The sequence below is a fragment of the Nitrosomonas mobilis genome, assembly GCF_900103035.1.
In the GTDB taxonomy this organism is placed as follows: domain Bacteria; phylum Pseudomonadota; class Gammaproteobacteria; order Burkholderiales; family Nitrosomonadaceae; genus Nitrosomonas; species Nitrosomonas mobilis.
This window is the reverse complement of the sequence record NZ_FMWO01000048.1, coordinates 22,520-45,450: the sequence shown is the minus strand read 5'-3', so window position 1 is coordinate 45,450 and position 22,931 is coordinate 22,520. Positions and strand designations below refer to the sequence as shown.

15 protein-coding genes are annotated in these 22,931 nt (G+C 46.9%); 5 read left to right on the top strand and 10 right to left on the bottom strand.

Annotated elements, in window-relative coordinates; translation table 11 throughout:
• The first annotated feature begins 61 nt into the window (after positions 1-61).
• On the top strand, positions 62-1,828 hold the full coding sequence (locus tag NSMM_RS06895; RefSeq protein WP_090285969.1) for an ABC transporter transmembrane domain-containing protein: 1,767 nt from the start codon (positions 62-64) through the stop codon (positions 1,826-1,828).
• Between the two features lie 461 nt (positions 1,829-2,289).
• Here the strand turns inward: NSMM_RS06895 and NSMM_RS15595 are convergent, their stop codons facing one another.
• Positions 2,290-2,436 (bottom strand): hypothetical protein, encoded by a 147-nt coding sequence (locus NSMM_RS15595; RefSeq protein WP_176753884.1) that lies wholly within the window; start codon positions 2,434-2,436, stop codon positions 2,290-2,292.
• Between the two features lie 139 nt (positions 2,437-2,575).
• On the opposite strand from NSMM_RS15595, the gene rpe reads away from it, so the two are divergent.
• The 3 genes from rpe to trpE are packed head-to-tail and all read left to right on the top strand — an operon-like array spanning position 2,576 to position 5,537.
• Positions 2,576-3,259: a ribulose-phosphate 3-epimerase gene (gene rpe / locus NSMM_RS06890; protein WP_090285967.1), complete on the top strand. Its 684-nt coding sequence runs from the start codon at positions 2,576-2,578 to the stop codon at positions 3,257-3,259.
• A gap of 19 nt (positions 3,260-3,278) precedes the next feature.
• Positions 3,279-3,995, top strand: a complete 717-nt coding sequence (locus NSMM_RS06885) for a phosphoglycolate phosphatase (RefSeq protein WP_090285965.1) — start codon at positions 3,279-3,281, stop codon at positions 3,993-3,995.
• Positions 3,996-4,052: 57 nt separating this feature from the next.
• Entirely contained in the window at positions 4,053-5,537 is a 1,485-nt protein-coding gene (gene trpE, locus NSMM_RS06880; RefSeq protein ID WP_090285964.1) for an anthranilate synthase component I, read from the top strand.
• Positions 5,538-5,605: 68 nt separating this feature from the next.
• On the opposite strand, the gene NSMM_RS06875 is transcribed toward trpE, so the two are convergent.
• The 8 genes from NSMM_RS06875 to NSMM_RS06840 form a co-directional block, all read right to left on the bottom strand.
• Positions 5,606-6,397: a hypothetical protein gene (locus NSMM_RS06875; protein WP_143001884.1), complete on the bottom strand. Its 792-nt coding sequence runs from the start codon at positions 6,395-6,397 to the stop codon at positions 5,606-5,608.
• 221 nt (positions 6,398-6,618) lie between these two features.
• Positions 6,619-10,311, bottom strand: a complete 3,693-nt coding sequence (locus NSMM_RS06870; protein ID WP_176753883.1) for a PIG-L family deacetylase — start codon at positions 10,309-10,311, stop codon at positions 6,619-6,621.
• Positions 10,312-10,556: 245 nt separating this feature from the next.
• Positions 10,557-12,395 (bottom strand): bifunctional class I SAM-dependent methyltransferase/GNAT family N-acetyltransferase, encoded by a 1,839-nt coding sequence (locus tag NSMM_RS06865; protein WP_090285958.1) that lies wholly within the window; start codon positions 12,393-12,395, stop codon positions 10,557-10,559.
• Positions 12,382-13,629: an ABC transporter ATP-binding protein gene (locus NSMM_RS06860; protein ID WP_090285957.1), complete on the bottom strand. Its 1,248-nt coding sequence runs from the start codon at positions 13,627-13,629 to the stop codon at positions 12,382-12,384. Before NSMM_RS06860 ends, NSMM_RS06865 begins: the two co-directional genes overlap by 14 nt.
• 105 nt (positions 13,630-13,734) lie before the next feature.
• The gene (locus tag NSMM_RS06855) at positions 13,735-14,661 is read right to left on the bottom strand and encodes a glycosyltransferase family 2 protein (protein WP_090285955.1); all 927 of its coding nucleotides are present in this window, start codon (positions 14,659-14,661) and stop codon (positions 13,735-13,737) included.
• A gap of 324 nt (positions 14,662-14,985) precedes the next feature.
• A complete protein-coding gene (locus NSMM_RS06850; protein ID WP_090285953.1) occupies positions 14,986-15,660 on the bottom strand; it encodes a hypothetical protein in 675 nt (224 codons plus the stop codon).
• 24 nt (positions 15,661-15,684) lie between these two features.
• Positions 15,685-17,826 carry a RelA/SpoT family protein gene (locus NSMM_RS06845; protein WP_090285951.1) on the bottom strand — a complete coding sequence of 714 codons (2,142 nt, stop codon included), beginning with the start codon at positions 17,824-17,826 and terminating at the stop codon, positions 15,685-15,687.
• Between the two features lie 123 nt (positions 17,827-17,949).
• Positions 17,950-19,620 (bottom strand): glutamine--tRNA ligase/YqeY domain fusion protein, encoded by a 1,671-nt coding sequence (locus NSMM_RS06840; protein WP_090285950.1) that lies wholly within the window; start codon positions 19,618-19,620, stop codon positions 17,950-17,952.
• Positions 19,621-19,758: 138 nt separating this feature from the next.
• Between NSMM_RS06840 and lysS the strand changes: the two genes are divergently transcribed.
• Positions 19,759-21,267, top strand: coding sequence for a lysine--tRNA ligase (gene lysS / locus NSMM_RS06835; protein ID WP_090286308.1), 1,509 nt, complete (start codon positions 19,759-19,761; stop codon positions 21,265-21,267).
• A 136-nt stretch (positions 21,268-21,403) separates the two neighbouring features.
• Here the strand turns inward: lysS and mpl are convergent, their stop codons facing one another.
• Positions 21,404-22,780, bottom strand: coding sequence for a UDP-N-acetylmuramate:L-alanyl-gamma-D-glutamyl-meso-diaminopimelate ligase (gene mpl / locus NSMM_RS06830; RefSeq protein ID WP_090285948.1), 1,377 nt, complete (start codon positions 22,778-22,780; stop codon positions 21,404-21,406).
• Positions 22,781-22,931 lie beyond the last annotated feature (151 nt).

The window sequence follows — 22,931 nt, the reverse complement described above, 5'->3', positions numbered from 1 at the left end:
TTGATATGCCGTATGTTGCGTGGTTCGTTACTAATCAGCGCGTGATTATAGCGCCGATGCCGTGAATTTACCGAACGTCAAAAATCGCTGGCATGCCATTCGCGCAGTCGCCTCCTTTGTTACACCCTACAAAGCAGCCTTGTTTATCGGCCTGCTGGCGCTGATGCTAACCGCTGGTATTACTCTCTCAATCGGACAGGGAATACGACTACTGATTGACCGGGGGTTTACCGCGCAATCGCCAGAGCTGTTGACACAATATGTTTTGCTGTTTCTGCTTCTGGTAGGATTGCTCGCGGCCGGCACCTTTATCCGTTATTACTGGGTAACCTGGCTCGGAGAACGCGTAATTGCTGATATCCGCCGCAAGGTATTTTCGCATTTGATCGAGCTGCATCCAGGATTTTTTGAAACCAACCGCAGTCTGGAAATCCAGTCACGCTTGACAGCGGACATGACGCTGCTGCAGTCGGTGGTTGGGTCTTCGGTTTCGGTGGCGCTGCGCAGTCTGATTATGCTGATCGGCAGCTTCATCTGGCTGTTCATTACCAACGTCAAACTAACGCTGATTGCGATGCTTGGCATACCACTGGCGATCGTACCAATTTTAATTTTTGGGAGACGGGTACGCGCACTGTCGCGTAAAAGCCAGGATAAGGTGGCCGCAGTGGGCGCTTATGTCGGCGAAGTACTTGGACAGATCAAAATCGTGCAGGCATACAATCATCAGAGTGTGGACCGACGGTATTTTGATGAGTTTGTCGAAGATGCTTTCTTGCTCGCGCGGCAACGAACGCTCCAGCGTGCCTGGCTGATTGCCGTGGTGATCGTGCTGGTATTTGGCGCAATTGGCGTAATGCTGTGGGTAGGCGGCATGGATATCATTGCCGGTAGAATCACCGGTGGCGAGCTCGCAGCCTTCGTGTTCTACAGCATCATCGCCGGTTCGGCGGTCGGATCAATTTCGGAGGTGCTCGGTGAACTGCAACGCGCCGCTGGCGCGGCCGAGCGCACCATCGAATTATTGTACGCTCCCAACGACATTCAATCGCCATCTCAGCCCATTTCTCTGCCACCAGTTCATGGCAATATTGTGTTTGAGCAGATCTGTTTTGCTTATTCCTCACGCCCGGAAACGCTTGCCATTGACCACCTGTCTCTGGTGGTGCGACCCGGTGAAACGCTTGCACTGGTTGGACCTTCCGGGGCAGGAAAATCGACGCTGTTCGATCTGCTGTTGCGTTTCTATGATATTCAATCGGGCAGTATCCGGCTCGAAGGGATCAACATCCGGCAATTTGATTTGAGTCAGTTCCGGCGTAGCTTTGCGCTGGTTTCGCAACATCCAGCGCTATTCCATGGCACAGTGGCGGAGAATCTGCGCTACGCACGCATTGAAGCAACTGATAACGAAGTTGAATTGGCTGCAAAAGCCGCATTTGCCCACGATTTCATCCTGGCTCTTCCGCAGGGATATCAGACTGCTTTGGGAGATGCCGGACTGGGTTTATCCGGCGGGCAAAAACAGCGCCTTGCGATCGCCCGCGCCATTCTGGCGGACGCGCCGATTCTGCTGCTTGACGAGGCCACCAGCGCGCTCGATGCGGAAAGCGAGCACGCTGTCCAGCAGGCATTAACAAGACTGCGAGCTAATCGCACCTCAATCGTCATCGCCCACCGTCTAAGCACCGTCATCTCTGCTGACCGCATCGCGCTTATTAATCAGGGCCGCCTGTTAGCATTGGGCACACATCAGGAACTGCTCGTTTCCAGTGAACTATATGCCCGGCTCGCGGCGCTGCAGTTTCAGAATACCGATCAATGGTAATACCGGTTCACACAGGAGCGCATACTTGTCACATTTGTTTTGGCGACTTTCAGTATCCTGTACCGCTCCTCAAAATTCCCTACTAAAAATTACTATTGCAACCATTTTGTCTACCTTCTCCAGAACGAACGAGTAGTACTGGTTACAGGCGTGGGTGCCGTATGATCATGCCCTGAAACACCTAGAGTTTTCATCATGGGTGCTGCTTTCCTGAGACCAATCAATATCCCTTGGTGAAACATCACTACGTTGCATGGCGAACATGGTTTAGTTTGTCGAGGCGCACAATCATCATCTTGCGTTCCGCCGCGCTTAATGATCTAGCTTTTTGACTAAAAAATCGCGTTCTACCGTCAGCTACCCGATAGCGCGGTGTAAATTATCTGTGGCTTGTCCGTTCTCTTTGCTGACACTGGTATTTCTGGAAAACAACTCGTCCGCCTAGCCTATTCAATGAACTGTCATGAATTGTCGTTTCCAGCTATTAATCTGTAAGTAATGTATTCCATATCGCGCTGCCGCTGGGGAGTGGCTTCATCTTTCTGTATCGCAGCCAGCGCTACCTTTTCCTTGAATTCTCCGGAGTGTTTTCTACGTTTCTTGCTCATGATTATGATCCTCTATAGCGCCCATAGCAGAGCTTAACAAGCTGTCCAGTTTTTAGATACCACTTCAGTACCTGCTTGTTATTACCGCCACCGACAAAATTACAGTTAAAATAGACGCTTTTTACTTGAGGCAAAAATCATGTTTCAAATCGCACCCAGCATTCTGTCTGCCAATTTCGCCAAACTGGGGGAAGAGATTACCCAGGTACTTGATGCTGGCGCCGACATCATTCATTTTGATGTGATGGATAACCATTATGTACCTAACCTAACTATCGGACCACTAGTTTGCGAGGCTATCCGCCCGCTGACCAAGGCGGTCATCGATGTACATCTGATGGTTGAACCGGTTGACCGGATCATTCCGGATTTTGCCAAGGCGGGTGCCAATATCATTTCTTTTCATCCAGAAGCTTCTCGCCATATTGACCGCACGATTGGGCTGATCAAGGAGCAAGGGTGCAAGGCAGGACTGGTGTTTAATCCGGCTACGCCGCTTTCGTATCTTGATCACGTGCTGGATAAGCTTGATCTGGTGCTGATCATGTCGGTCAACCCCGGTTTTGGCGGACAATCCTTCATTCCGGAAGCGCTGAATAAATTGCGTCTCGCCCGAGAACGTATCGATGCCAGTGGTCGCAACATCCTGCTGGAGATCGATGGTGGCGTGAAGGTAGATAATATTGCGCAGATTGCGCGTGCCGGCGCAGACACATTTGTTGCGGGCTCCGCCATTTTTGGCGCAAGCAAGGATAGTGATCCGCACCGCTACGATAGCGTCATTGCCGCCCTGCGTGCGGAACTGGCCAAAGTGGCTCCATAATTTTTTTGAACCCATGCACATGAATACACAAAATGGTTCTACAACAGACGCGCTACAGTTTCCGATAGCGGTGCAGATCGTTATTATCGACCTGGACGGCACGCTGCTTGATACCGCAGAAGATCTGGCGGAAGCGGCCAATGAGATGTTACGCGAGCTGCAGCAGGAAACGCTGCCGCTATCGACTATCAAACATTTCATCGGCAAAGGAGTGCCCCGGCTGGTCAAACGGACATTGACCAACAGTCTGGATGGTGAACCTGATTCGGAACTGTTCGCGCAGGCACTACCCATTTATGAGCGCTGTTATGCCAGGCATCTGCATGTCCATACGCGCCCCTATGCTGATGTTGTCACCGGGCTTGATCGGCTTAAACAGAATAACTTTCATCTGATCTGCGTCACCAATAAAGCAGAAGCTTTTACCTTGCCGCTATTGCGTGCAACCGGCCTGCTGGATTATTTTGAGCTGGTTCTGTCTGGTGACAGTCTGCCACGCTGCAAACCTGACCCTCTGCCACTGCTGCATGCCTGTGAGCAGTTTGGTGTTTCGCCCGAATCTGCGCTGCTAATCGGCGATTCGCTGAATGATGCCATCGCCGCGAGAGCGGCTGGCTGTCATGTTTTTTGTGTACCCTATGGTTACAATGAAGGACGCGATGTACACGAGCTGAATTGTGATGCTGTCGTCGGATCCATTCTCGAAGCAGCCGGACGTATTACTCGTTCCAGTTGAAATATCGGCAAATAAACGGATGCTAGCCATCACCGCATCAAACCATAATCACCATTCATGAACCAATGTTTGACTGAAAACGAGTTCAAGGCACTGGCGTTGCAGGGTTACAACCGGATTCCACTGGTGCTGCAAACCTTTGCCGATCTTGATACCCCGCTTTCTGTCTATCTCAAGCTCGCCAATCAGCCTTACTCCTACCTGCTGGAATCGGTGGTGGGTGGTGAGCGTTTTGGACGCTACTCGGTAATTGGCTTATCGGCCAGCACCCGTATCGAAGCTTATGATAATCTTGTGCAAACGGTTTCAGATAACGTAACCAGCAAGTTCGACACTGATAATGCGCTCGATTACATCGAAACGTTCCTTGCAAAATTCAAGGTTGCGCCCAATGCCGAACTACCGCGATTTGGTGGTGGCCTGGCCGGTTACTTTGGCTACGACAGTGTACGCTACATTGAGCCCCGCCTGACAGGGCAAGCGCGGCCTGACACACTGCACACCCCAGACATTTTACTGCTGCTGTCGGAAGAAGTGGTAGTGGTGGACAACCTCTCCGGCAAGCTCTACCTCATCATCTACGTTGATCCGGCACAACAAGATGCCTATCAGCATGGCATCAGCCGCCTAAAGGAGCTGCTCGCCAAATTACGCCAGGCGCTTCCGATTCCCGATGAAAAACCGAGCGATTCCCAGCCCGCCAGCTGTGAATTTCACGAACAGGATTTTCTCGCCGCGGTGGAGAAAGCCAAGCAGTACATCCTCGCAGGTGACATCATGCAGGTGGTCCTTTCGCAACGAACCAGCAAACCCTATTCAGCATCTCCGCTGGCGTTGTACCGGGCGCTACGTAGCCTCAATCCTTCTCCGTACATGTTTTATTATCATCTGAGAGATTTTCATATCGTCGGCGCCTCGCCTGAAATCTTGGTCAGATTGGAAAACGATACCGTCACCGTTCGCCCCATTGCTGGAACCCGGCCACGTGGTCAAAATGCGGAGCAGGATCAAGCACTGGCAGCAGAACTGCTGGCTGATCCGAAAGAACGTGCGGAACACGTCATGCTAATGGATCTCGGGCGCAATGATATCGGGCGTGTGGCACAGACCGGCACGGTCAAGGTGACCGAGAACATGCAAATCGAGCATTATTCACACGTCATGCATATCGTTTCCAATGTGGAAGGCAAGCTCAAACCAGGTTTGAACGCCATCGACGTATTGCGCGCCACTTTCCCTGCAGGTACCGTCAGCGGCGCGCCAAAGGTACGCGCTATGCAGATCATCGATGAGCTGGAAATTTCTAAGCGCGGCATTTATGCCGGTGCGGTTGGTTGCCTTGGCTTCAACGGTGATCTAGATCTAGCGATTGCGATACGTACCGGCGTGATCAAGGATGGCTGGCTGCACATTCAGGCCGGTGCAGGCATTGTAGCGGACTCTATTCCTCAAAATGAATGGATCGAAACACAGAACAAGGCCAAAGCGCTATTACGCGCGACAGAAATCGCCGAGCATGGACTTGACAGCAAAATTGACTAGATTTATGTAAGCCTGTCAACACAAAATAAAAATGTCCGCCTGATGTATCAACGCTTTTTCGGAGTCTTTTATTTGAATTGTGAGAAAAATGATTTGAAACGTCTTGGAAAACGCTTAATCGCACCAGAAATGCTCATCGCTTTGTTACTATTCAGATTTGCGGGTATGTTGTACGTAAACTTTTTTTCCAATTCATTGGCCCTCCCACCAATAAAAGAGCAACTCCCGGCAACGGCTATAGAAGGATATTTTTCTGCCAGATAGCGCAGTCCTGCATGGTATCTTTCCGTCACTTTTCCATGTGAATAATGCTGAAACCCAAGCGGAAATACTTTCACATCGATTCCATACCATTCCTGGGCGTTAATACAAAAATCTTCTGCATACAGGTCAAATGTCAGTTTCTCATCAAAACGCAGAAGTGAATATTGAGAGAGTAGCGACGTGTGGACCAAAATGCTCTGGGAATCGAGGGTTTGCACTTTGACTGTATCCAGTACTTCTTTTCCAGCTTCTACAGCGCAAGTCCCGTCCTTATTGCTACACACATGTCTTCCATACGCAACGGGTATGCCATTTTCGGAATTCACGCCGAAAGTGCCATAAACGAACCCGCGATCCAAACCATTGACGACATTCATGTCACACTTAATTTCGAAATCCTCGTGAACAAAAAAAAGCCAACAATCACCATCGATGTGATTCTCAATTGTTTCGTTATAAATTACGGGCAAACCACGATTAAGTTGCCTGTTATCGATGCCAATTAACTCATAGCGATTTACATTGGGATTAGATGTAAAAAAACTGCCGTACATTTCAGGATTAATAAAAGCCGTCACCAATTTCACATCGTGCATACCATACATACCCTTTTAATAAATGCTAGAATGGAAAATGCTGCCCAGTAATGATCCGCCGGCAAAGCCCAAGTGTTTCCAGTGTTGCTTAAAATCTTTTAGCTGAAAGACCCGGTTGAATGAGCGTGCAATTTTAAGTTGTCAACAACCAATGTAATCAAGTGTCCAATGATCCATAACATGCAATATGAGTACGGATGATTGGTCGGAAGTTTCTGCGTTCAAGACTTCGTTAAAACATATTGTTCATAGTTGTTACCAAGCATCGCCGCATGCCTAAGTTGCCCTAGCTGAAAAACATCCTCTTCGGAAGCGTGCTCTTGTAACGACACAAACAATGCTTTGAAATCTTCTGCCCGAATGAAATCTAAATTGTCGATGCCCCGCTTCTTTATCAAGTGTGCAAAATCGAGTATGCCTTTCTGAATCTCCGCTGCAACAAGTTGCCTTTGTTTTTCATGCTCGCTAATTGCTCCGGTTACAGGGATAAAATTGCCGTTAACATGAGCAATACGAACCACGCCATTTTGGGGAGACGAAGTTATGAGTTCGATCAAATTAAGGTATTCGACGAACTGCAATTGATCTCCATTAAACAGAAAACCTGTCTTGGCCTGCTTGTTTTTCGCGTGATCATTTACCCCAAGATAAATACCATGTATGCGATACTTCTCGTAACCGCCAAGCTCTAGCAACTTATCGAGCGCGTTTTGTATGGTCCCGCCCCAACCCACATCGACGATAACAATATCATCTTGATCGAAAAATCCCATCTCTGTGAGATAGTCAAGAATTACACCACGCTCTGCCACCACTTTTTCCATGATCGATTTCTTATTTCGCAAAATGCAAGCGAGTATGTCTCGATCAGTCCATGCCGGTGGATCCGAAGCTATCTTGACTAGATCCGCTTCCAGATTATACAGATCGGTATAGCAAAATCTTTCCAAAACATCCTTCGCTCCGGCAACACCAATCGAGGTCGTGAACAGCCTAAGCGTGTCTTCATCGTCAGATTGTGTCAAACTTTTGATCGATGGAAAACTCATGCAGCGGCGAGAGGCCATTAAATATACGGCTTGTACGTCGTCATAAAGCAATTGGTACACTTGACTCATGATGTCGCCATCACGCGCGAGAAAGAAGATTTTATCGCACGATAATTTTTTTCTCGAAAGCTGTTCATGGATAAAGCTGCAGAAAGCAGATATCAGCGCACCGCCGTACAAAAAACCGAACTGCCTCCAATAATCAGGCGGTTGATCGTGAAAGCCTGATTTCCAGTACCGGAAAGTAGAAAGTAAAAAAGACAGGCCCAAGCTGCGTTTTGAATTAAGAAATTCTATTTTGGAATATAGGAATGAATCCTGCTGGTAGTAAGCACTACTCTCCATAAAATGGAATGCATCAAATCCATGGGCCTGCGGCTGTAAAAAATCGGAAATGCGATTGTCTCCAATGTGAATTGTAGAACCTACGCTTTCAGGAATATTCTTTTTCAGCCATTCAAATCTGCTTCCGTCACCCTTCAAGAGGTCATCTTCCGATGAAACATACATATCTTCATAAGTGCAAAATCTATTTTCACTCAGAATCCTGGAGATAGTCTCTCTGTCCAGGTACATATCCGAGACAAAATATATTTTCTTCCCTGCATTCAGTAGCTTTGAATAAAAATCATATACTTCCGGATTGGCCACACAGAATTTGAGTTCTGCTGCAATTTCCTCTTCAATGGAATCACTTGCCAAGTTGTTATAAATCTCAAAGATGCTTATTTCTTTGCGATCCTTATACTGCTCCCGGGTTTCTGCTTCCTGCTGGACGCGCCTAAGATGAAAATCAGGATCTTGTGTTTTAAACGAGATATATTCAAATAAATCAATTGGTTTTTTAAAAAGACGGATAATCGCTGTGTCAAATACGTCGAAGAAGAAAAAGTCGTATTTCGTGATGTCAATGGTCGAAAGCGGCAGGTAATTGTGTTTTTCTAATCTTGCTGCTGGTTTAGCCTTTAATCCGGTAGCTATTGTCCCATGGTTCTTTTGAAGTGCCCTCAAACGCCACTTTATTCCATTTAGGCCCTCGTTACGTAGGATGCTAAAAGTACGTCGCAGGAGTTTATAACCTGATTCGCGGCGATAGTATTGAAGGGTTAAATGGGAAACAGGTTTTCCATTTTGCAAAATTTTTCGTGTTGTTCGGCTAAAAAAACGAATAGGTGCTGTCAGCTTCCAACTTCTTGAATCAAAAATTTCTATAATAGTGGATCTCAGTTGCATAATCTGCTCATTGCGCTCGGACGCCGTTTGGTTAAGCGTAGCGATTCGCTCTTCGTGCTCGGCTTGTAATCGTTCCTTTTCTTCGAGCAAGCGCCGCAATTCATTTTCGGAATGGACGGAACTTCCCAACTGCTGCTGCAGCAAGACGAGTTGTTGGTGAAAATCTGTTACAAGGCAATCAAAATCTTCGATTGTCCATTTGTGCCACCATTTCTTCCATACTTTCAGCCGAGATAAGCGCTGCAGCTGTAAATTATGCGCTAAGGGCTGCGACATGCCCGAGTTACCCAGTTGCGCACGGTAGACAGCACTTACCTTTGCCGTATGGGCAAAGTCAGTTTGACGGGCAACTTGAAGCCAGAAATCCCAATCCTCATAGCTGTCAAAATTCTCATCGAATCTACAGCCTTGTGCAACAAGATCGCGCTTAAAGAGCACGGCATGGATGGGAATAAAATTTCCAGCCATAAAGCGGGCTGCTGCAAAGGTTTGGTTGTAGATTCCGGAAATTACTCCCGTCTCGCCTTCGACCCGCACTCCTGCATAAGCAACTGAGCAACTCTTTGAGTTTTTTAAGGTTTCGACCAGATTGGCAATATGGTCTGGATCGAAAAGATCGTCGTCATCCAGAAAAATAAAGTATTCGCCACTGGCAGAGTCCAGGCCGAAGTTTGCCGCAAGGCTGCGCTTTAATCGTCTGCCAGTACTGAATATCCGAAGCGGAAATCTGCCGCACCATTCTCCAAATTCACGATGATCTCCTCCCTTCGCGTTTACTATTACTACCTCAATATTTGGATAAGTCTGCAGAGCAACTGAGTCTAATGCATCAGATAATGTCGGGCGATCCATACTGCGAATAATGACGCTGACGAGCGGTAGATCGCTACTGTCCATAACCAGCCCCAAAGCTTTCTGACGAGCATGTTCCGACTGATAAAGTTTGATCGGATCATGGGATAACTCTTCAGCAGGGATCAGGATATAGGCTTCTGCTGCTGTTACGCTGGCGGACAAGGTATAAGTACGATAACGATTGAGTGCGGCGATATGCAGGTCATAACGTTGTTTTGCATTTTGAGACACAAAACATTCCATAGCAGCCGTTTTACGTGTGACCAGATCACTGATATCAAGCAATCGATTGGGACGAAGAGGCATACCTACTTCATACAGTGCGACACATACTGTCTTGCCTATTCTCCTGATTGCTTCGATAACGGCCATTCCCAGTGCTCGATGATCCGGGTGCATCTCAAAAATCGATGGCGCGTAAACCAGATCAGCACCCGTTTCACGAATGGCTTTTGAAATTTTCCATATCAGTTTTTCGCTATAACAGACTTGCCGGTCCTGGTAATGCCAGAAAATAGGAGTGCCATAGCCAAGGATACGAGCGGCGGCGATGCTTTCATTCTGGCGTTGCAGGGTATACTCAGTTATATCCTCTTCACTTACGCCATGCGTACCATCGGATACCAGAATGACGCGAACAGGAACACCTTGTTCAACGTGACGCATAATGGCCCCGCCGCAACCGAATACCTCATCATCTGGATGAGGGGCAAATACGAGAGCGTATGTGCAAGGAATATGAGCAATAGCCTGAAAAGGAACGAGTGTATCTTCCAAAATAATCTCAATTATGGATCGGTTTTGCTTTACTTTATAATCAGACACTTACATAATAAACTTGCCAACAGTATCAAAAATTCTGCCCGTAACAATTTCACTTGTATCGTTTCAACATTAATCACGTGACGCTCAATTACCCAGCTACAATCGAATACTTCATCGCCAGGATGAAGAGTCTGCACCAATACATGTCCTTCGCAATCACTTGATAAGGGTTGGCAAGACGATATCGATTTTGATTTTTATCTAAAGTCCATATCGCCACCCGTTAACCACCAAAGGTCCCGTAATTTTTCCGAAGACAAGCCATGACTCCAGGTCGGCGCGGGAATAGGAATTTCCTGCCCGATCCTACTACCCCCTGTTTTGGTAAAATGTGGTGCAAAATTTTTGGGAATACGGATAAATAAGCGCCTTTTTTGATGAACGCCAGCTATTCTCCTGGCATGCGCGATCATCAGCGGTATCGCCCGTAACGGGCCAATCAAATCCATGATTTCGGTTTCATTCGAATCATGTCGCAATACGATCAGGCCACGGGCCTGCCGGTCGATACGGCCAATGACCAGCAATAGCTGGTAATCATGGTGGGGGTGGTCCAGATAACGGCAACGCAAGTAGGCGCTGTCCCGCACACCAATGATTGCGTCTTTAAATTCAGCCGCCATTTTCTGCCAGAGATCGTCAACCACTGTCGTTTGCCAGATAGCGTGTTGTGCGTCGATTTCATTAATCTGTGTTAACAAGTGGGGTGTTTCTGGTTTTGGTCGCCATTCAATTTCCACCATACTGCCAACCCTGGAATAAAGCCCGAGGCGTTCGGCAACGCGCATGGCGCGATCGTTTGGAAAACCGTAACCCGTCAAAATTGGCTTGCCGAAGCCCACATAATTTTCCTGAAAGGTCGCCGCCATGAGAAAAAAAGGGCCTCTTCGAGTCAGAATGCCTCGTTCATTTGAATCAACCATGACATCACCAATCTGAACAGCGGTTATGATTTGCCCAAATAGTAAAACAACACGAAGCATGCCTCCATAATGTGCGATCAAGCGGTCATTCCGCCAAACCCCCAGCGCCCGGTTGCCATTCTGCCCATACTTCCAGTGCCACATCTGGAGAGACATGTCATGACCGAAAGTTCCACTGAACAATTGCTGCATTTCCGGAGTGTGCCTGTCATTCAGTATTCCCACGCGCCATTTGGGAATCAAGGTTTTTTTGAATTTGAGCAAGACGTAGCCGAACAAACCATCAGCATATTTACGTTGATAATTTTTGTTGGATTCATCCAGTTTTTCCAATGATTCGCTATCCAGCGATAGCTCTGACACTAGGGAATCCCTGAACTTTGCGGTCAATCGTAGCAGGTGCGCCAAGGTCGGTGCAGCCATAGTAGACAAATCTATCTGCTCTGTCAGCTTGAAACCCATTCTTTCAGCCAACCGGATCATATCGTGCAGTGAGTGTAGTCCTTCACTACCCGTTTCTTCACGACGCAATGAAAACTCATCCATGATCAGGATATCGCCGCCAATCGGCAGTAAATCCAATGCTTGATTGAAAATTTCCAATGGCTCAATGTACTGTGCAGACTCCTGAAACAGCATGAGATCAAAACTCTCCGGACTGGCTTTGAAGTCTTCGAGACGCTGGCAATCAACGGACAGGTCCTCACCAAACCGCTTGTTCAAGATGGCTATTTGTGCAGAATCAGGCGTGATGCCATGTATTTGATGGCCTCGCAACTTCAACTTAACAAACGTTGTTCCCAGTCCCACGCCAACCTCTAAAATCCGTTTTGTTGCATCAGGAATATGTGACAATAGCAAGTTCGTTGCATAATGTTGTGCTTGCGGAATAGTAGCTTCACTATTCTCGAAAAGACCATAGTGCAAAGCATCTACCTGTCCGGTTTCCAGCAGCAACACATGAGCGTATACATTTAATGGGAATACTAGGTTTTTGCTATTCACCAGTTCGATATCTGGTGAGTTCATCGTATGGAAACTCGCCACAGAATAAGCATTCGGTGTTGCCTGATATGAACTCTGCTCAAATTTGAGCACATTATATTTCATCATTTAAAATCCATTGGTGTGCAAGCGCAAAGTATCCCTGTAATCGACCTCGTTGCTGGACGCGTATCGTGGCGATACTCAAGGCCGAATCATATAAATGAATGCCACGCTCACAAAGCAAAAAGGCACTAATCATATATTTCCCCTTCAGAAGCGGCAACTTATTAATAACCAAAGAAACCAGGCCGCTACCGTTAGCTGTACGCGATAAAACAATCTTGTCATCGAAAGTTCCCGCACTGGTTAGCACCCTGCCGTCCATTGAGTGAAGCGTGACCCCCACGGTTGGGCAGGGGATATCGGGGTCAGAAACAAAACTGACTGAAACTGAAAGCGTAGATTGTCCGCTACTGACGATAGCATGGCTACAACATTCGCCGTCAACTGTCACCTCTACACTCTTAAGGTGCGCGTGACCAGACATGGCATTATCTGAAGTGGACATTGTCGGCTTATTTTCTGCTGATAACTCCGAAACACCAGTCACATCTTCTTTTGTGTATTCTTTGTCCAGAAAAGATTGGTAAGCCGTTACTACTGACTTAACTTCTCCCTCGGCCATCAATTTTCCCCGATCTAACCAAATAGCACGATTACATAATGATTCAACCTGAAACAAGGAATGAGAACAAAATAAAATTGTTTTACCCATGTCGCGCAATTGCATGATGCGTTCAAAGGATTTTCTGGCAAATGACCCATCACCAACGGATAGGGCTTCGTCAATAACCAGAATATCCGGGGCCGTGTTGATGGCAATGGAGAAAGCAAGCCGTACATACATACCACTTGAATAGGTCTTGACTGGTTGATCTATAAAATCTCCGATCCCAGAAAAGCTGATCATCGATTCTATTCGTTCACCGATTTCCTGCTGGGTAAGTCCAATAATGGTTGCGTTCATCCAGATATTTTCACGACCGGTAAAATCAGGGTTGAAACCTGCTCCCAGCTCAAGCAAGGCTGCCAGCCTGCCATTAATGGTTATTTCCCCACAGGTTGGCGTCAACGTCCCACAGATGAGCTGCAACAGTGTGGATTTTCCGGATCCATTGCGACCAACGATCCCAACCACTTCTCCTGGCGCAACCAATAGATCCAATTTTTGTAATGCCCATAATTCCCTGAAAAAATTCCGCTTACCTCGCCAGAAAAATTGCTTCAAACGATCCCTGGGTTGCGCATACAGGTGGTAGCATTTGCCAAGCTCGGTAGCGCGAATGACATGTGCGCTCATGGTAACAACAGAAAGTAGATTTGATTTTCCAAATTTAATCTATTCATAAAAAAGAACACACCACAGTAGACCCACAGGGAATTCGGGCTATCTAAATATAGCGAATCAAAGTTTGCCGGAACGGTTATTGAGCCCGTCCCATAGGCCTTTAATCATCATGCGTAAGTTAGCAATGCGGTTAGAGGAAAATAGTGTAAAGAAGAGCAGAATATACAAGATACGCAGCATGTCGGCTTGTTTCCAGGCGACAGGCATGTAGGTACGTTGCCAGAGTAATGAGCTATTTCTAAAAATATAGTAATACCGGAAAGGTTGATGGAACGGAATATTCCGCCAGCGCCCCCACCAAATACGAATTTGTTTGTCACCCAAGGTATGCTGCATGAAAGCGTTACATACCCCGTATAAAGAAAAACCGCTGGATTGTGCCCGATAACACCATTCAGTATCGATATGATCGATAAAAAGCTTTGCATCCATATCGCCCACTTTGTCTAATGTTCGAATAGCAATGAGCATTCCGGAGGAAATTAGGAAATCCGCACGTGGATAGTCGGTTCTGTCTTCGTGACATAATACCTGTGTCAGTCTGAATCGATTAGCGCGCACAAAATGTGAAAGCTGTCCCGATACCGGGTTTCGATAGCGCGGTCCGACAGCAGCAACTGAGATACCCTGGTTTTCCAGATGAAAATATGCATCATGTAACTTTTTGACCATATCTGATTCTGGAATACTATCCTGATCCATTAGCAACACAAAGGCAGCGTTGAGTTTGTGTGCCGAGGCTATGCCGATATTGAAGGCACTGCTTAAACCGTCGTTGTGTTGCAACTTAATCAGGTTGATTCTATCGTGTTGCTTTTTATCAAGGTGCCCGATGATATCAGCGACATCACAAGTTGAATCATTATCTACAATAACAACGTACTGAACCTGAGAGAGCAATGCAGTAAGATTTGCAGTCAATGTGGGTTCAGCAGGGTTATACGTGACGACTACCGGCACAATTTCTGTGAGTAAATGTTTCAACCGAAGAGATTAATAGAAATATTCAGTTGCTCCTGAAAAATCCAATTCCTGGAAACTGGACTCAATTTCAGGCAGTGGGGAATGCAAATTAAAACCTGGAAATAATTTGTGCTCTCGACTACCCTGGCATCAATTCAGGCAGCTTCTACCCTCATCTTATATTCCGAATTCCAAATAAAAACCGGCAAATTCTTCATCAACGCTTTTCTGACAGAATGATTTTTTTACATTGCCGATTTTACACGATCACCTTGATATTCCAAGGTGCATATTGCTTGCGTAACTAGCCTACCGCTAATTTAGCCTTAATTCAAGCAGATAAAACTATTCCCAGGAGGGAGGGGAAATGCCGAAGCGGATTGCAAACTTGATTGCTCGATCCTCAAATATTTCCTTGTTATTGCAAAAACGGTCATAAGCGAATAAAACTTCCCACATCGCCCGGGTGCCCTGGCTGCTGGTCGCGCTTTTCTCCATACTCGTGATAAAACGTGCCGCTCCCTTGATATCTGGAGAAACACCTGCACAGGATAACGTAGTAAAAAACTGTGCCAGTACTGCCAGTCCATCGCTATTGATTTCTCTGACCCCGGAAAAATCCAGTTCGGCACCGGCCGGTGATTGACAGGCATCCTGAATAATCGATATGTCCGGCAAGGATTGTGCAGTAATTTTCTCTGGTATTTTCAGGCAAAGCGGATTTTTAATGCTGCACCATTGCGGTATTTGCTGCCCAAAATCCATAAATAGCGAAGAGCCAAATACTTTATGATACTGCTCATCAATTTTGTTTAGATCGTCGGTGCGATCATTCACCACATAAAACATCGCCAGTAATTTCCAGCCGACCGGATCTTGCACCAACTCGTTTTCAAGCAATTTTTCAAGAACTTGCATTGTTGTTGTTGTTTCTCCCATGATTCGCTTAATCACGTCGGACGGATCTGGGGGGATCGCGCCAGGCGACGTAAAATCCAGTGCTTGACTATTTACATTCATTTGCGACACACCCTGAGTAATCGGTTACGAATTTTTACTGCGACTAATCTTGACCACTTCATTGATATGCTTCAATTCACGAAAAATATGGGCAAGGTGCTTGCGGTCTCTGGTTTGGATGACAAAATGCATCACGGTATAATCATCATCGCTCTCCAGACGGATATCGTCAATATTAGATCCGGCTTTAGCAATTTCAGTGGTAACCCGCGCCAGTACTCCACTACGATTGACCACGGCCATATTGATACTTACCGGAAATACCCGTTCAATTTCCGGACCCCACTCAACATCGAGCTGATTGTCCTGCTTACTGTTTTGCGCAACGGTCGGGCAGTCCTGCGTATGAATAATCAAACCCTGATCTTTTTTGATTAATCCCACGATACCATCCCCAGGGATGGGGAAACAGCACTTAGCAAATTTGACAGCCATACCCTCGGTTCCGAGAATGGTGATAGAGGATTTACCTTGTGTTCTTGCAATCGATTCTTCAGGCATTAACAGGCGCTTGGCAATAACCGTACCAAGCTGTTTGCCAAGTGCAATATCCGCCAGCAGATCCTGCTTCGACTTTACCCCGCTATCTCGTAATAACTTTTCCCAATACGCCTCATTGACTGTCTCTGGATCAGCACCAAAGCTTCTTAACGCCTGATTCAACAGGCGTTCTCCAAGCTTGATGGATTCATCAAATTGAATGGTACGCAAGAAATGGCGAATACTGGAACGCGCCCGACCAGTAGCAACGTAAGATAACCATGAGGGATTCGGTTTGGCTGTATTGGCCGTGACAATCTCGACACGATCACCACTTTTTAAATGAGTTCGTAGCGGTACACTCTCGCCATTAATTTTAGCAGCCACACAACGGTTACCAACATCAGTATGAACAGCATAGGCAAAATCGACAGTTGTTACGCCTCTGGGCAAAGCAAGAATCTTGCCTTGCGGCGTAAAAACATAAATCTCGCTTGGAAACAGATCTACTTTGAGGTGTTCGAGAAATTCCAAAGAATTGGAGGATTCGCTCAAGGTTTCCAGCAAGCTTTTCATCCACTGATTTGCCTTCAGATGTAGATCATTGACACCACTTTCATTCGCCTTGTAAAGCCAATGCGAAGCGACACCAATTTCCGCAATATGGTGCATTTCATGTGTGCGTATCTGTATTTCTATCGGCAAGCCATAAGGACCCAGTAACGTGCTGTGCAATGACTGATACCCATTTGCTTTCGGGATAGCAATGTAGTCCTTGAATTTTCCGGGAATTGGTTTATACAATCCATGCAGCACGCCCAGCGCAACATAGCAATCTGAAACTCGCTTGACGAGCACACGGAAACCGTAAATATCGAGTACGTCAGAAAAACTGAGCTGCTTTTCCACCATTTTCTTATAGATACTGTACAAATGCTTTTCCCGGCCACTGACCACCGCCCCCACCCCATCTTCCTCAAGGCGCTGATTGATGGCGTCCAGAATTTTGCCAACCACTTCACGACGATTGCCGCGCGCAGCCCTGGTTGCTTTTTCTAATACCTTGTAGCGATTCGGGTAAGAAAAACGAAAACTCAGCTCTTGTAATTCCTGGTGCATATTCTCCAGGCCGAGTCGATGTGCGATGGGCGCATATATTTCCAGGGTTTCCTGCGCGATATCCTGCTGTTTCTCCGAGCTCATGACTTCCAGTGTGCGCATATTGTGCAGACGATCTGCCAGTTTGATCAGAATCACACGCACATCCTGTGCCATCGCCAACAGCATTTTGCGAAAATTTTCCGCTTGCATATCAGCCTGAGTCTCAAACTCAATTTTTTCAAGCTTGGAAACTCCATCCACCAGCTCGGCAACGGGTGCGCCGAAACGCTCGCTTATTTCTTCCTTGGCTATGCCGGTATCTTCAACCACATCGTGCAGCAGTGCGGCAGCTAAGGTTACTGCGTCAAGATGCAATTCGCAGAGTATGCCAGCCACCGCGACCGGATGAGATATATAAGGCTCGCCGGATTTTCTGAATTGGCCGGAATGCGCGCTTTGACTGAATAGATACGCATTACGCAACAACACCATATCGTTTGATTTGAAGTATTTGGATACTTCATAAAAAAGAATTTCTGCTCCAGGCGTTGTATTTTCGCTATTTATCAATGAAAAATCCGACATAGTATTTGTTCTCCCATCAACCTTTGTACACATATTCAAATTTGTCGTGCAGTTAACAACAAGGGAAGTTAAGACATGCAGTCTGGTAAAATATTCTGATCTGACGGATTTTCTGCTAGCTAACTATTTTGCCCAGGTATTGCGCAATGAAACCGCCCGATTAAAAATTGGTTTTCCCGGAGTTGACTCGATGCGATCGGCGACAAAATAACCGTTACGCTCAAACTGGAAGCATTGTTCCGGCAGCGTATCCAACAGGGCGGGTTCAACAAAACCGGTAATAATCTGCTTTGAATACGGATTGAGCGTTTTTTTATAATCCTTCTGTTCAGTATCGGGATGCGGGTCGCTGAATAGCCGGTCGTACAGTCTGATCTGCACCGGATGCGCGTGTTTGGCCGATAACCAGTGAATGTTGCCTTTGACCTTTCTGCTGTCGGCTCCTGTTGTACCGCTTTTGGTATTGGGATCATAGACGCAGTGAATGGATTTGATTTCGCCTTTTTCATTATGGACAACATCGGTACATTTGATGATGTAGCCATAACGTAACCTCACTTCCTTGCCCGGGGTAAGTCGAAAAAAACCTTTACTCGGAATTTCCATGAAATCTTCACGCTCGATATAGAGCTCTTTTGTAAGAAAGAGTGTACGCTCGCCGAGTTCCGGCTTTTGAGGATGATTGGGTGCGCGGCAGCTTTCTTCCAGAATTTCTGGGAAATTGTCAATGACGAGCCGTACTGGATCGAGAATCGCGACCCGGCGTAGTGCACGCTCATTGAGATCTTCACGCAGACAATCCTCCAGCAAAGTCATGTCAATCCAGGAATCGGCCTTGCTGATACCGATACGCTCGGCAAAAAGACGGATGGCGGAAGGAGTATAGCCGCGACGGCGCAATCCGGCTAATGTGTTCATGCGCGGATCATCCCAGCCACTGACCAATCCATTCTCGACCAAATCGATCATTTTGCGTTTACTCATGATGCTGTAAGTCAAATTGAGGCGGGCAAACTCGATCTGCTGCGGATGGCAGGGAACTTTATCTGTCAGCTGATCCAGCACCCAGTCATACAAGGGTCGATGATCCTCGAATTCCAGTGTGCACAGGGAATGCGTAATCCGTTCCAGCGCATCCGAAATACAATGCGTAAAATCGTACATCGGATAGATGCACCACCTGTTGCCAGTGCGCTGATGATGAACATGACGGATACGGTAAATGACTGGGTCACGTAGATTGATATTGGGAGAAGCCATATCAATTTTTGCACGCAGCACATGCGCCCCATCCGGAAACTCACCGGCACGCATACGCTGAAACAGATCAATGTTTTCTGTAACTGAACGTCCCCGGTATGGACTATTGATACCAGGTTCGGTCAATGTGCCGCGCAGACGGCGGATTTCTTCCGATGGCAGGCTTTCGACATAGGCTTTTCCCTGCTGAATCAGATATTCGGCAAATTCATATAGCTTGTCGAAGTAGTCGGAAGCATGATAAAGATGTTCACCCCAGTCGAATCCCAGCCAGCGAATGGATTCCATAATTGCCTCGACATATTCCTGCGCTTCTTTTTCCGGATTGGTATCGTCAAAGCGTAAGTGACAGACACCGTCATACTCGATAGCAAGTCCGAAATTCAAGCAGATACTTTTCGCGTGGCCAATATGTAGATAGCCATTTGGTTCCGGGGGAAAGCGCGTTTCGACACGCCCATTCCATTTTCTACTACGGTTGTCCTCATCGATGATGTTTTTGATGAAATGGGTAGGAGTTGAGCTCGTATTCACTATGTATTTTCTCGACTGATTGTTAGATGAACAATGCAACTATAATACACGCTGCCGCCAAGTCTGGTAACAAGGCCGGAGTGTATGCGCCTTGCGTATTTAGGCGAATTTTTTATATCAATAACAAACCCGATTAACATGACACCAGAAAATCAAACCAGCACTATCCATAATGAAAATCACCTCATCCAGGAAAGACGCGCTAAACTTGCCGCCTTGCGCGCACAAGGAAACGCCTTTCCGAATGATTACCGACGGGACAGTCTTGCAAGCGCACTCCATGAAAAATATGATCATTCCTCCAAGGAAGCCCTGGAAGAAACTCCCGTAAAGGTCAAGGTTGCCGGGCGGATGTTGTTCAAGCGGGTGATGGGCAAGGCCAGCTTTGCCATAATTCAGGACATGAGCGGGCAGATTCAGCTGTATGTGTCGAATGATCATACCGGCGAAATGACACATGAGGCCTTCAAGCATTTCGATCTCGGCGACATTCTCGGCGCAGAAGGAACATTATTCAAAACCAAAACCAACGAACTATCCGTTCGGGTGACCAATCTTCGCTTGTTGACCAAATCACTGCGCCCGCTTCCGGAGAAATTCCACGGATTGACAGATCAGGAAAGTAAATACCGGCAGCGCTATCTAGATTTGATCAGCAGTGAAGAAACACGCAAGGTATTTACTATCCGCTCAAAAATTATCCAGGCCACCCGTCAGTTTTTTGTTGAACGCGGTTATCTGGAAGTGGAAACACCAATGATGCACCCCATTCCAGGAGGTGCCAGCGCGCGACCATTCATCACACATCACAACGCGCTGGACATGGCGCTTTATCTGCGTATCGCCCCCGAGCTGTATCTGAAACGCCTGGTAGTGGGAGGCATGGAAAAGGTGTTTGAAATTAACCGCAATTTCCGCAACGAAGGTATCTCGACCCGGCATAACCCGGAGTTCACAATGCTGGAATTCTACGAAGCCTACCAGGACCACCATTATCTAATGGATCTAACCGAGCTGCTGCTGCGGCAAGTTACACAAAAAGTACTCGGAGTCAACCAAGTTACCTATCAGGGAACAACCATTGACATGGCCGCACCATTCGATCGCCTGACCGTCATTGAGGCTATCCTGAAGCATCATCCGCAGTTTTCCGAAACACAACTCAATGATCGGGATTTTCTGATTCAAACGCTGCAGGCAGGCGGTGTCACTATTCGTACGGAAGATGGCATTGGTGGATTGCAGTTATCGTTGTTTGATGAAACCACTGAACATTTATTGTTTGCGCCAACATTCATTATTGACTATCCCGCCGAGGTTTCGCCGCTGGCACGCCGCAGCGATGCCAATCCCGCCATCACCGACCGGTTCGAGCTTTATATTGCCGGACGTGAAATTGCCAATGGATTTTCCGAGCTGAATGACCCGGAAGATCAGGCAGCACGTTTTCAGGAGCAGGTAAAAGCAAAGGATGCAGGTGATGCCGAAGCCATGCACTATGATAACGATTATATCCAGGCACTTGAATACGGTCTACCGCCGACTGCGGGAGAAGGTATCGGTATCGACCGGCTGGTAATGCTACTCACCGACGCCCCCAGTATTCGCGATGTTATTTTGTTTCCGCAGTTGCGCAAGGAAGAGTAGCCGCAAATGGACCAGATCCATGTCAAATTATTTTCCGGGTAGCTCCAAACAGGATAATGGCGGTTATATAGCCAAATAAAACAATAGACTGACAACTATATTATCATCAATATCCAAAGAATATTTTCGACTACACTTATGCCATGGCGTGCCGTCCGAGACTAACAAGTAATTTGTCATGCAACCCCCCAAAGCTGCCATTGCTCATGACAACAATATGATCACCCGCACGCGTCATGGAGACGATTGAATCGATCATCTGCTGCAGATGATCATGTGTGCTGACCTTCTCACCCAGAGTTGCCAACGCACTATGCACATCCCACCCGAGCTGGTTGGTATAGCAGAAAACCCTGTCAGCCTGTATCAGGCTTTTTGCCAGACTATCCTGCCAAACGCCGGATTTCATGGTGTTGGATCGTGGCTCCAGTACGGCAATAATACGTGATACTCCGACCTTTTCACGCAAGCCTGCCAAAGTAGTCTGAATAGCGGTGGGATGGTGTGCAAAATCGTCGTAAACTTGAATACCGTTAACAGTGCCACGATATTCCATACGGCGCTTGACATTCTTGAAATTTGTCAACGCTTCAATTCCAACAGCCGCAGGGATGCCGGCGTGACGCGCAGCGGCAAGTGCTGCGAGTGCGTTCAAGCGGTTATGCTTCCCTAATAAATCCCAGTTCAGCGTACCTTGCAATTGGTCCTGAAAAATAATCTGTATCGATCGATCTATGCCTGTCAACACTTGCCAACCTTGAGGGGAATCAAATAACTCCACTGCTGTCCAACAGCCCTGCGTCAATACGCGTTGCAAGGCGACATCCCGCCCATTAGCGACAATCAGGCCATTTGATGGTATCGTCCGCACAAAATGATGAAATTGACGCTCGATCGCAGCCAGATCTGGAAAAATATCCGCATGATCGTATTCAAGATTATTTAGAACTACAGTTTTGGACTGATAATGAATGAATTTGGAACGCTTGTCGAAGAAAGCAGTATCGTACTCATCTGCCTCGATAACAAAAAATGGAGAATCTCGTAACTCACCCCGCGTATTGCCAAGGCGTGCAGACCATCCAAAGTTTTCCGGCACCCCCCCAATAAGATATCCTGGTGCAAGCCCTGCATATTCAAGTATCCATGCCAACATAGAGCTGGTCGTAGTTTTTCCGTGCGTTCCCGCAACTGCCAACACCCATTTCCCCTCTAAGATATGCTGCGCAAGCCATTGCGGTCCAGAAATGTAAGGCAGATGATTGTTCAGAATCGCCTCCATCAGAAGATTACCGCGCATGACAACGTTACCAATCACGAACAAATCCGGTTTCAGCTCGACTTGTGCTGCATCGTAGCCTTCAATCAGGTGTATACCTTGATCGGCAAGCTGAGTACTCATTGGTGGATACACGTTAGCGTCACAGCCACTGACGGTATGGCCAGCCGTGCGCGCCAGCAGAGCCAGCCCTCCCATGAAGGTGCCACAAATTCCTAAGATATGGATATGCATGAATTATTGAATGAACATGAAGATTGAGAATGGGTGAAGAATATTATAGATTTAGACTATGTAGCCGTTAATTGAATTGTTAAACACTGTTACGCTGCTTTAAGCATCAAATTATTATAAAATGACGACTTGGTAAATTTATCTTTTAAGC

Coding starts and splice junctions, on each gene's coding strand:
- NSMM_RS06875 (WP_143001884.1), bottom strand. CDS start 6,397: ATGCACGATGTGAAATTGGTGACGGCTTTTATTAATCCTGAAATGTAC.
- mpl (WP_090285948.1), bottom strand. CDS start 22,780: ATGCATATCCATATCTTAGGAATTTGTGGCACCTTCATGGGAGGGCTG.
- NSMM_RS06885 (WP_090285965.1), top strand. CDS start 3,279: ATGAATACACAAAATGGTTCTACAACAGACGCGCTACAGTTTCCGATA.
- NSMM_RS06850 (WP_090285953.1), bottom strand. CDS start 15,660: ATGAATGTAAATAGTCAAGCACTGGATTTTACGTCGCCTGGCGCGATC.
- NSMM_RS06865 (WP_090285958.1), bottom strand. CDS start 12,395: ATGATGAAATATAATGTGCTCAAATTTGAGCAGAGTTCATATCAGGCA.
- rpe (WP_090285967.1), top strand. CDS start 2,576: ATGTTTCAAATCGCACCCAGCATTCTGTCTGCCAATTTCGCCAAACTG.
- NSMM_RS15595 (WP_176753884.1), bottom strand. CDS start 2,436: ATGAGCAAGAAACGTAGAAAACACTCCGGAGAATTCAAGGAAAAGGTA.
- lysS (WP_090286308.1), top strand. CDS start 19,759: ATGACACCAGAAAATCAAACCAGCACTATCCATAATGAAAATCACCTC.
- trpE (WP_090285964.1), top strand. CDS start 4,053: ATGAACCAATGTTTGACTGAAAACGAGTTCAAGGCACTGGCGTTGCAG.
- NSMM_RS06860 (WP_090285957.1), bottom strand. CDS start 13,629: ATGAGCGCACATGTCATTCGCGCTACCGAGCTTGGCAAATGCTACCAC.
- NSMM_RS06845 (WP_090285951.1), bottom strand. CDS start 17,826: ATGTCGGATTTTTCATTGATAAATAGCGAAAATACAACGCCTGGAGCA.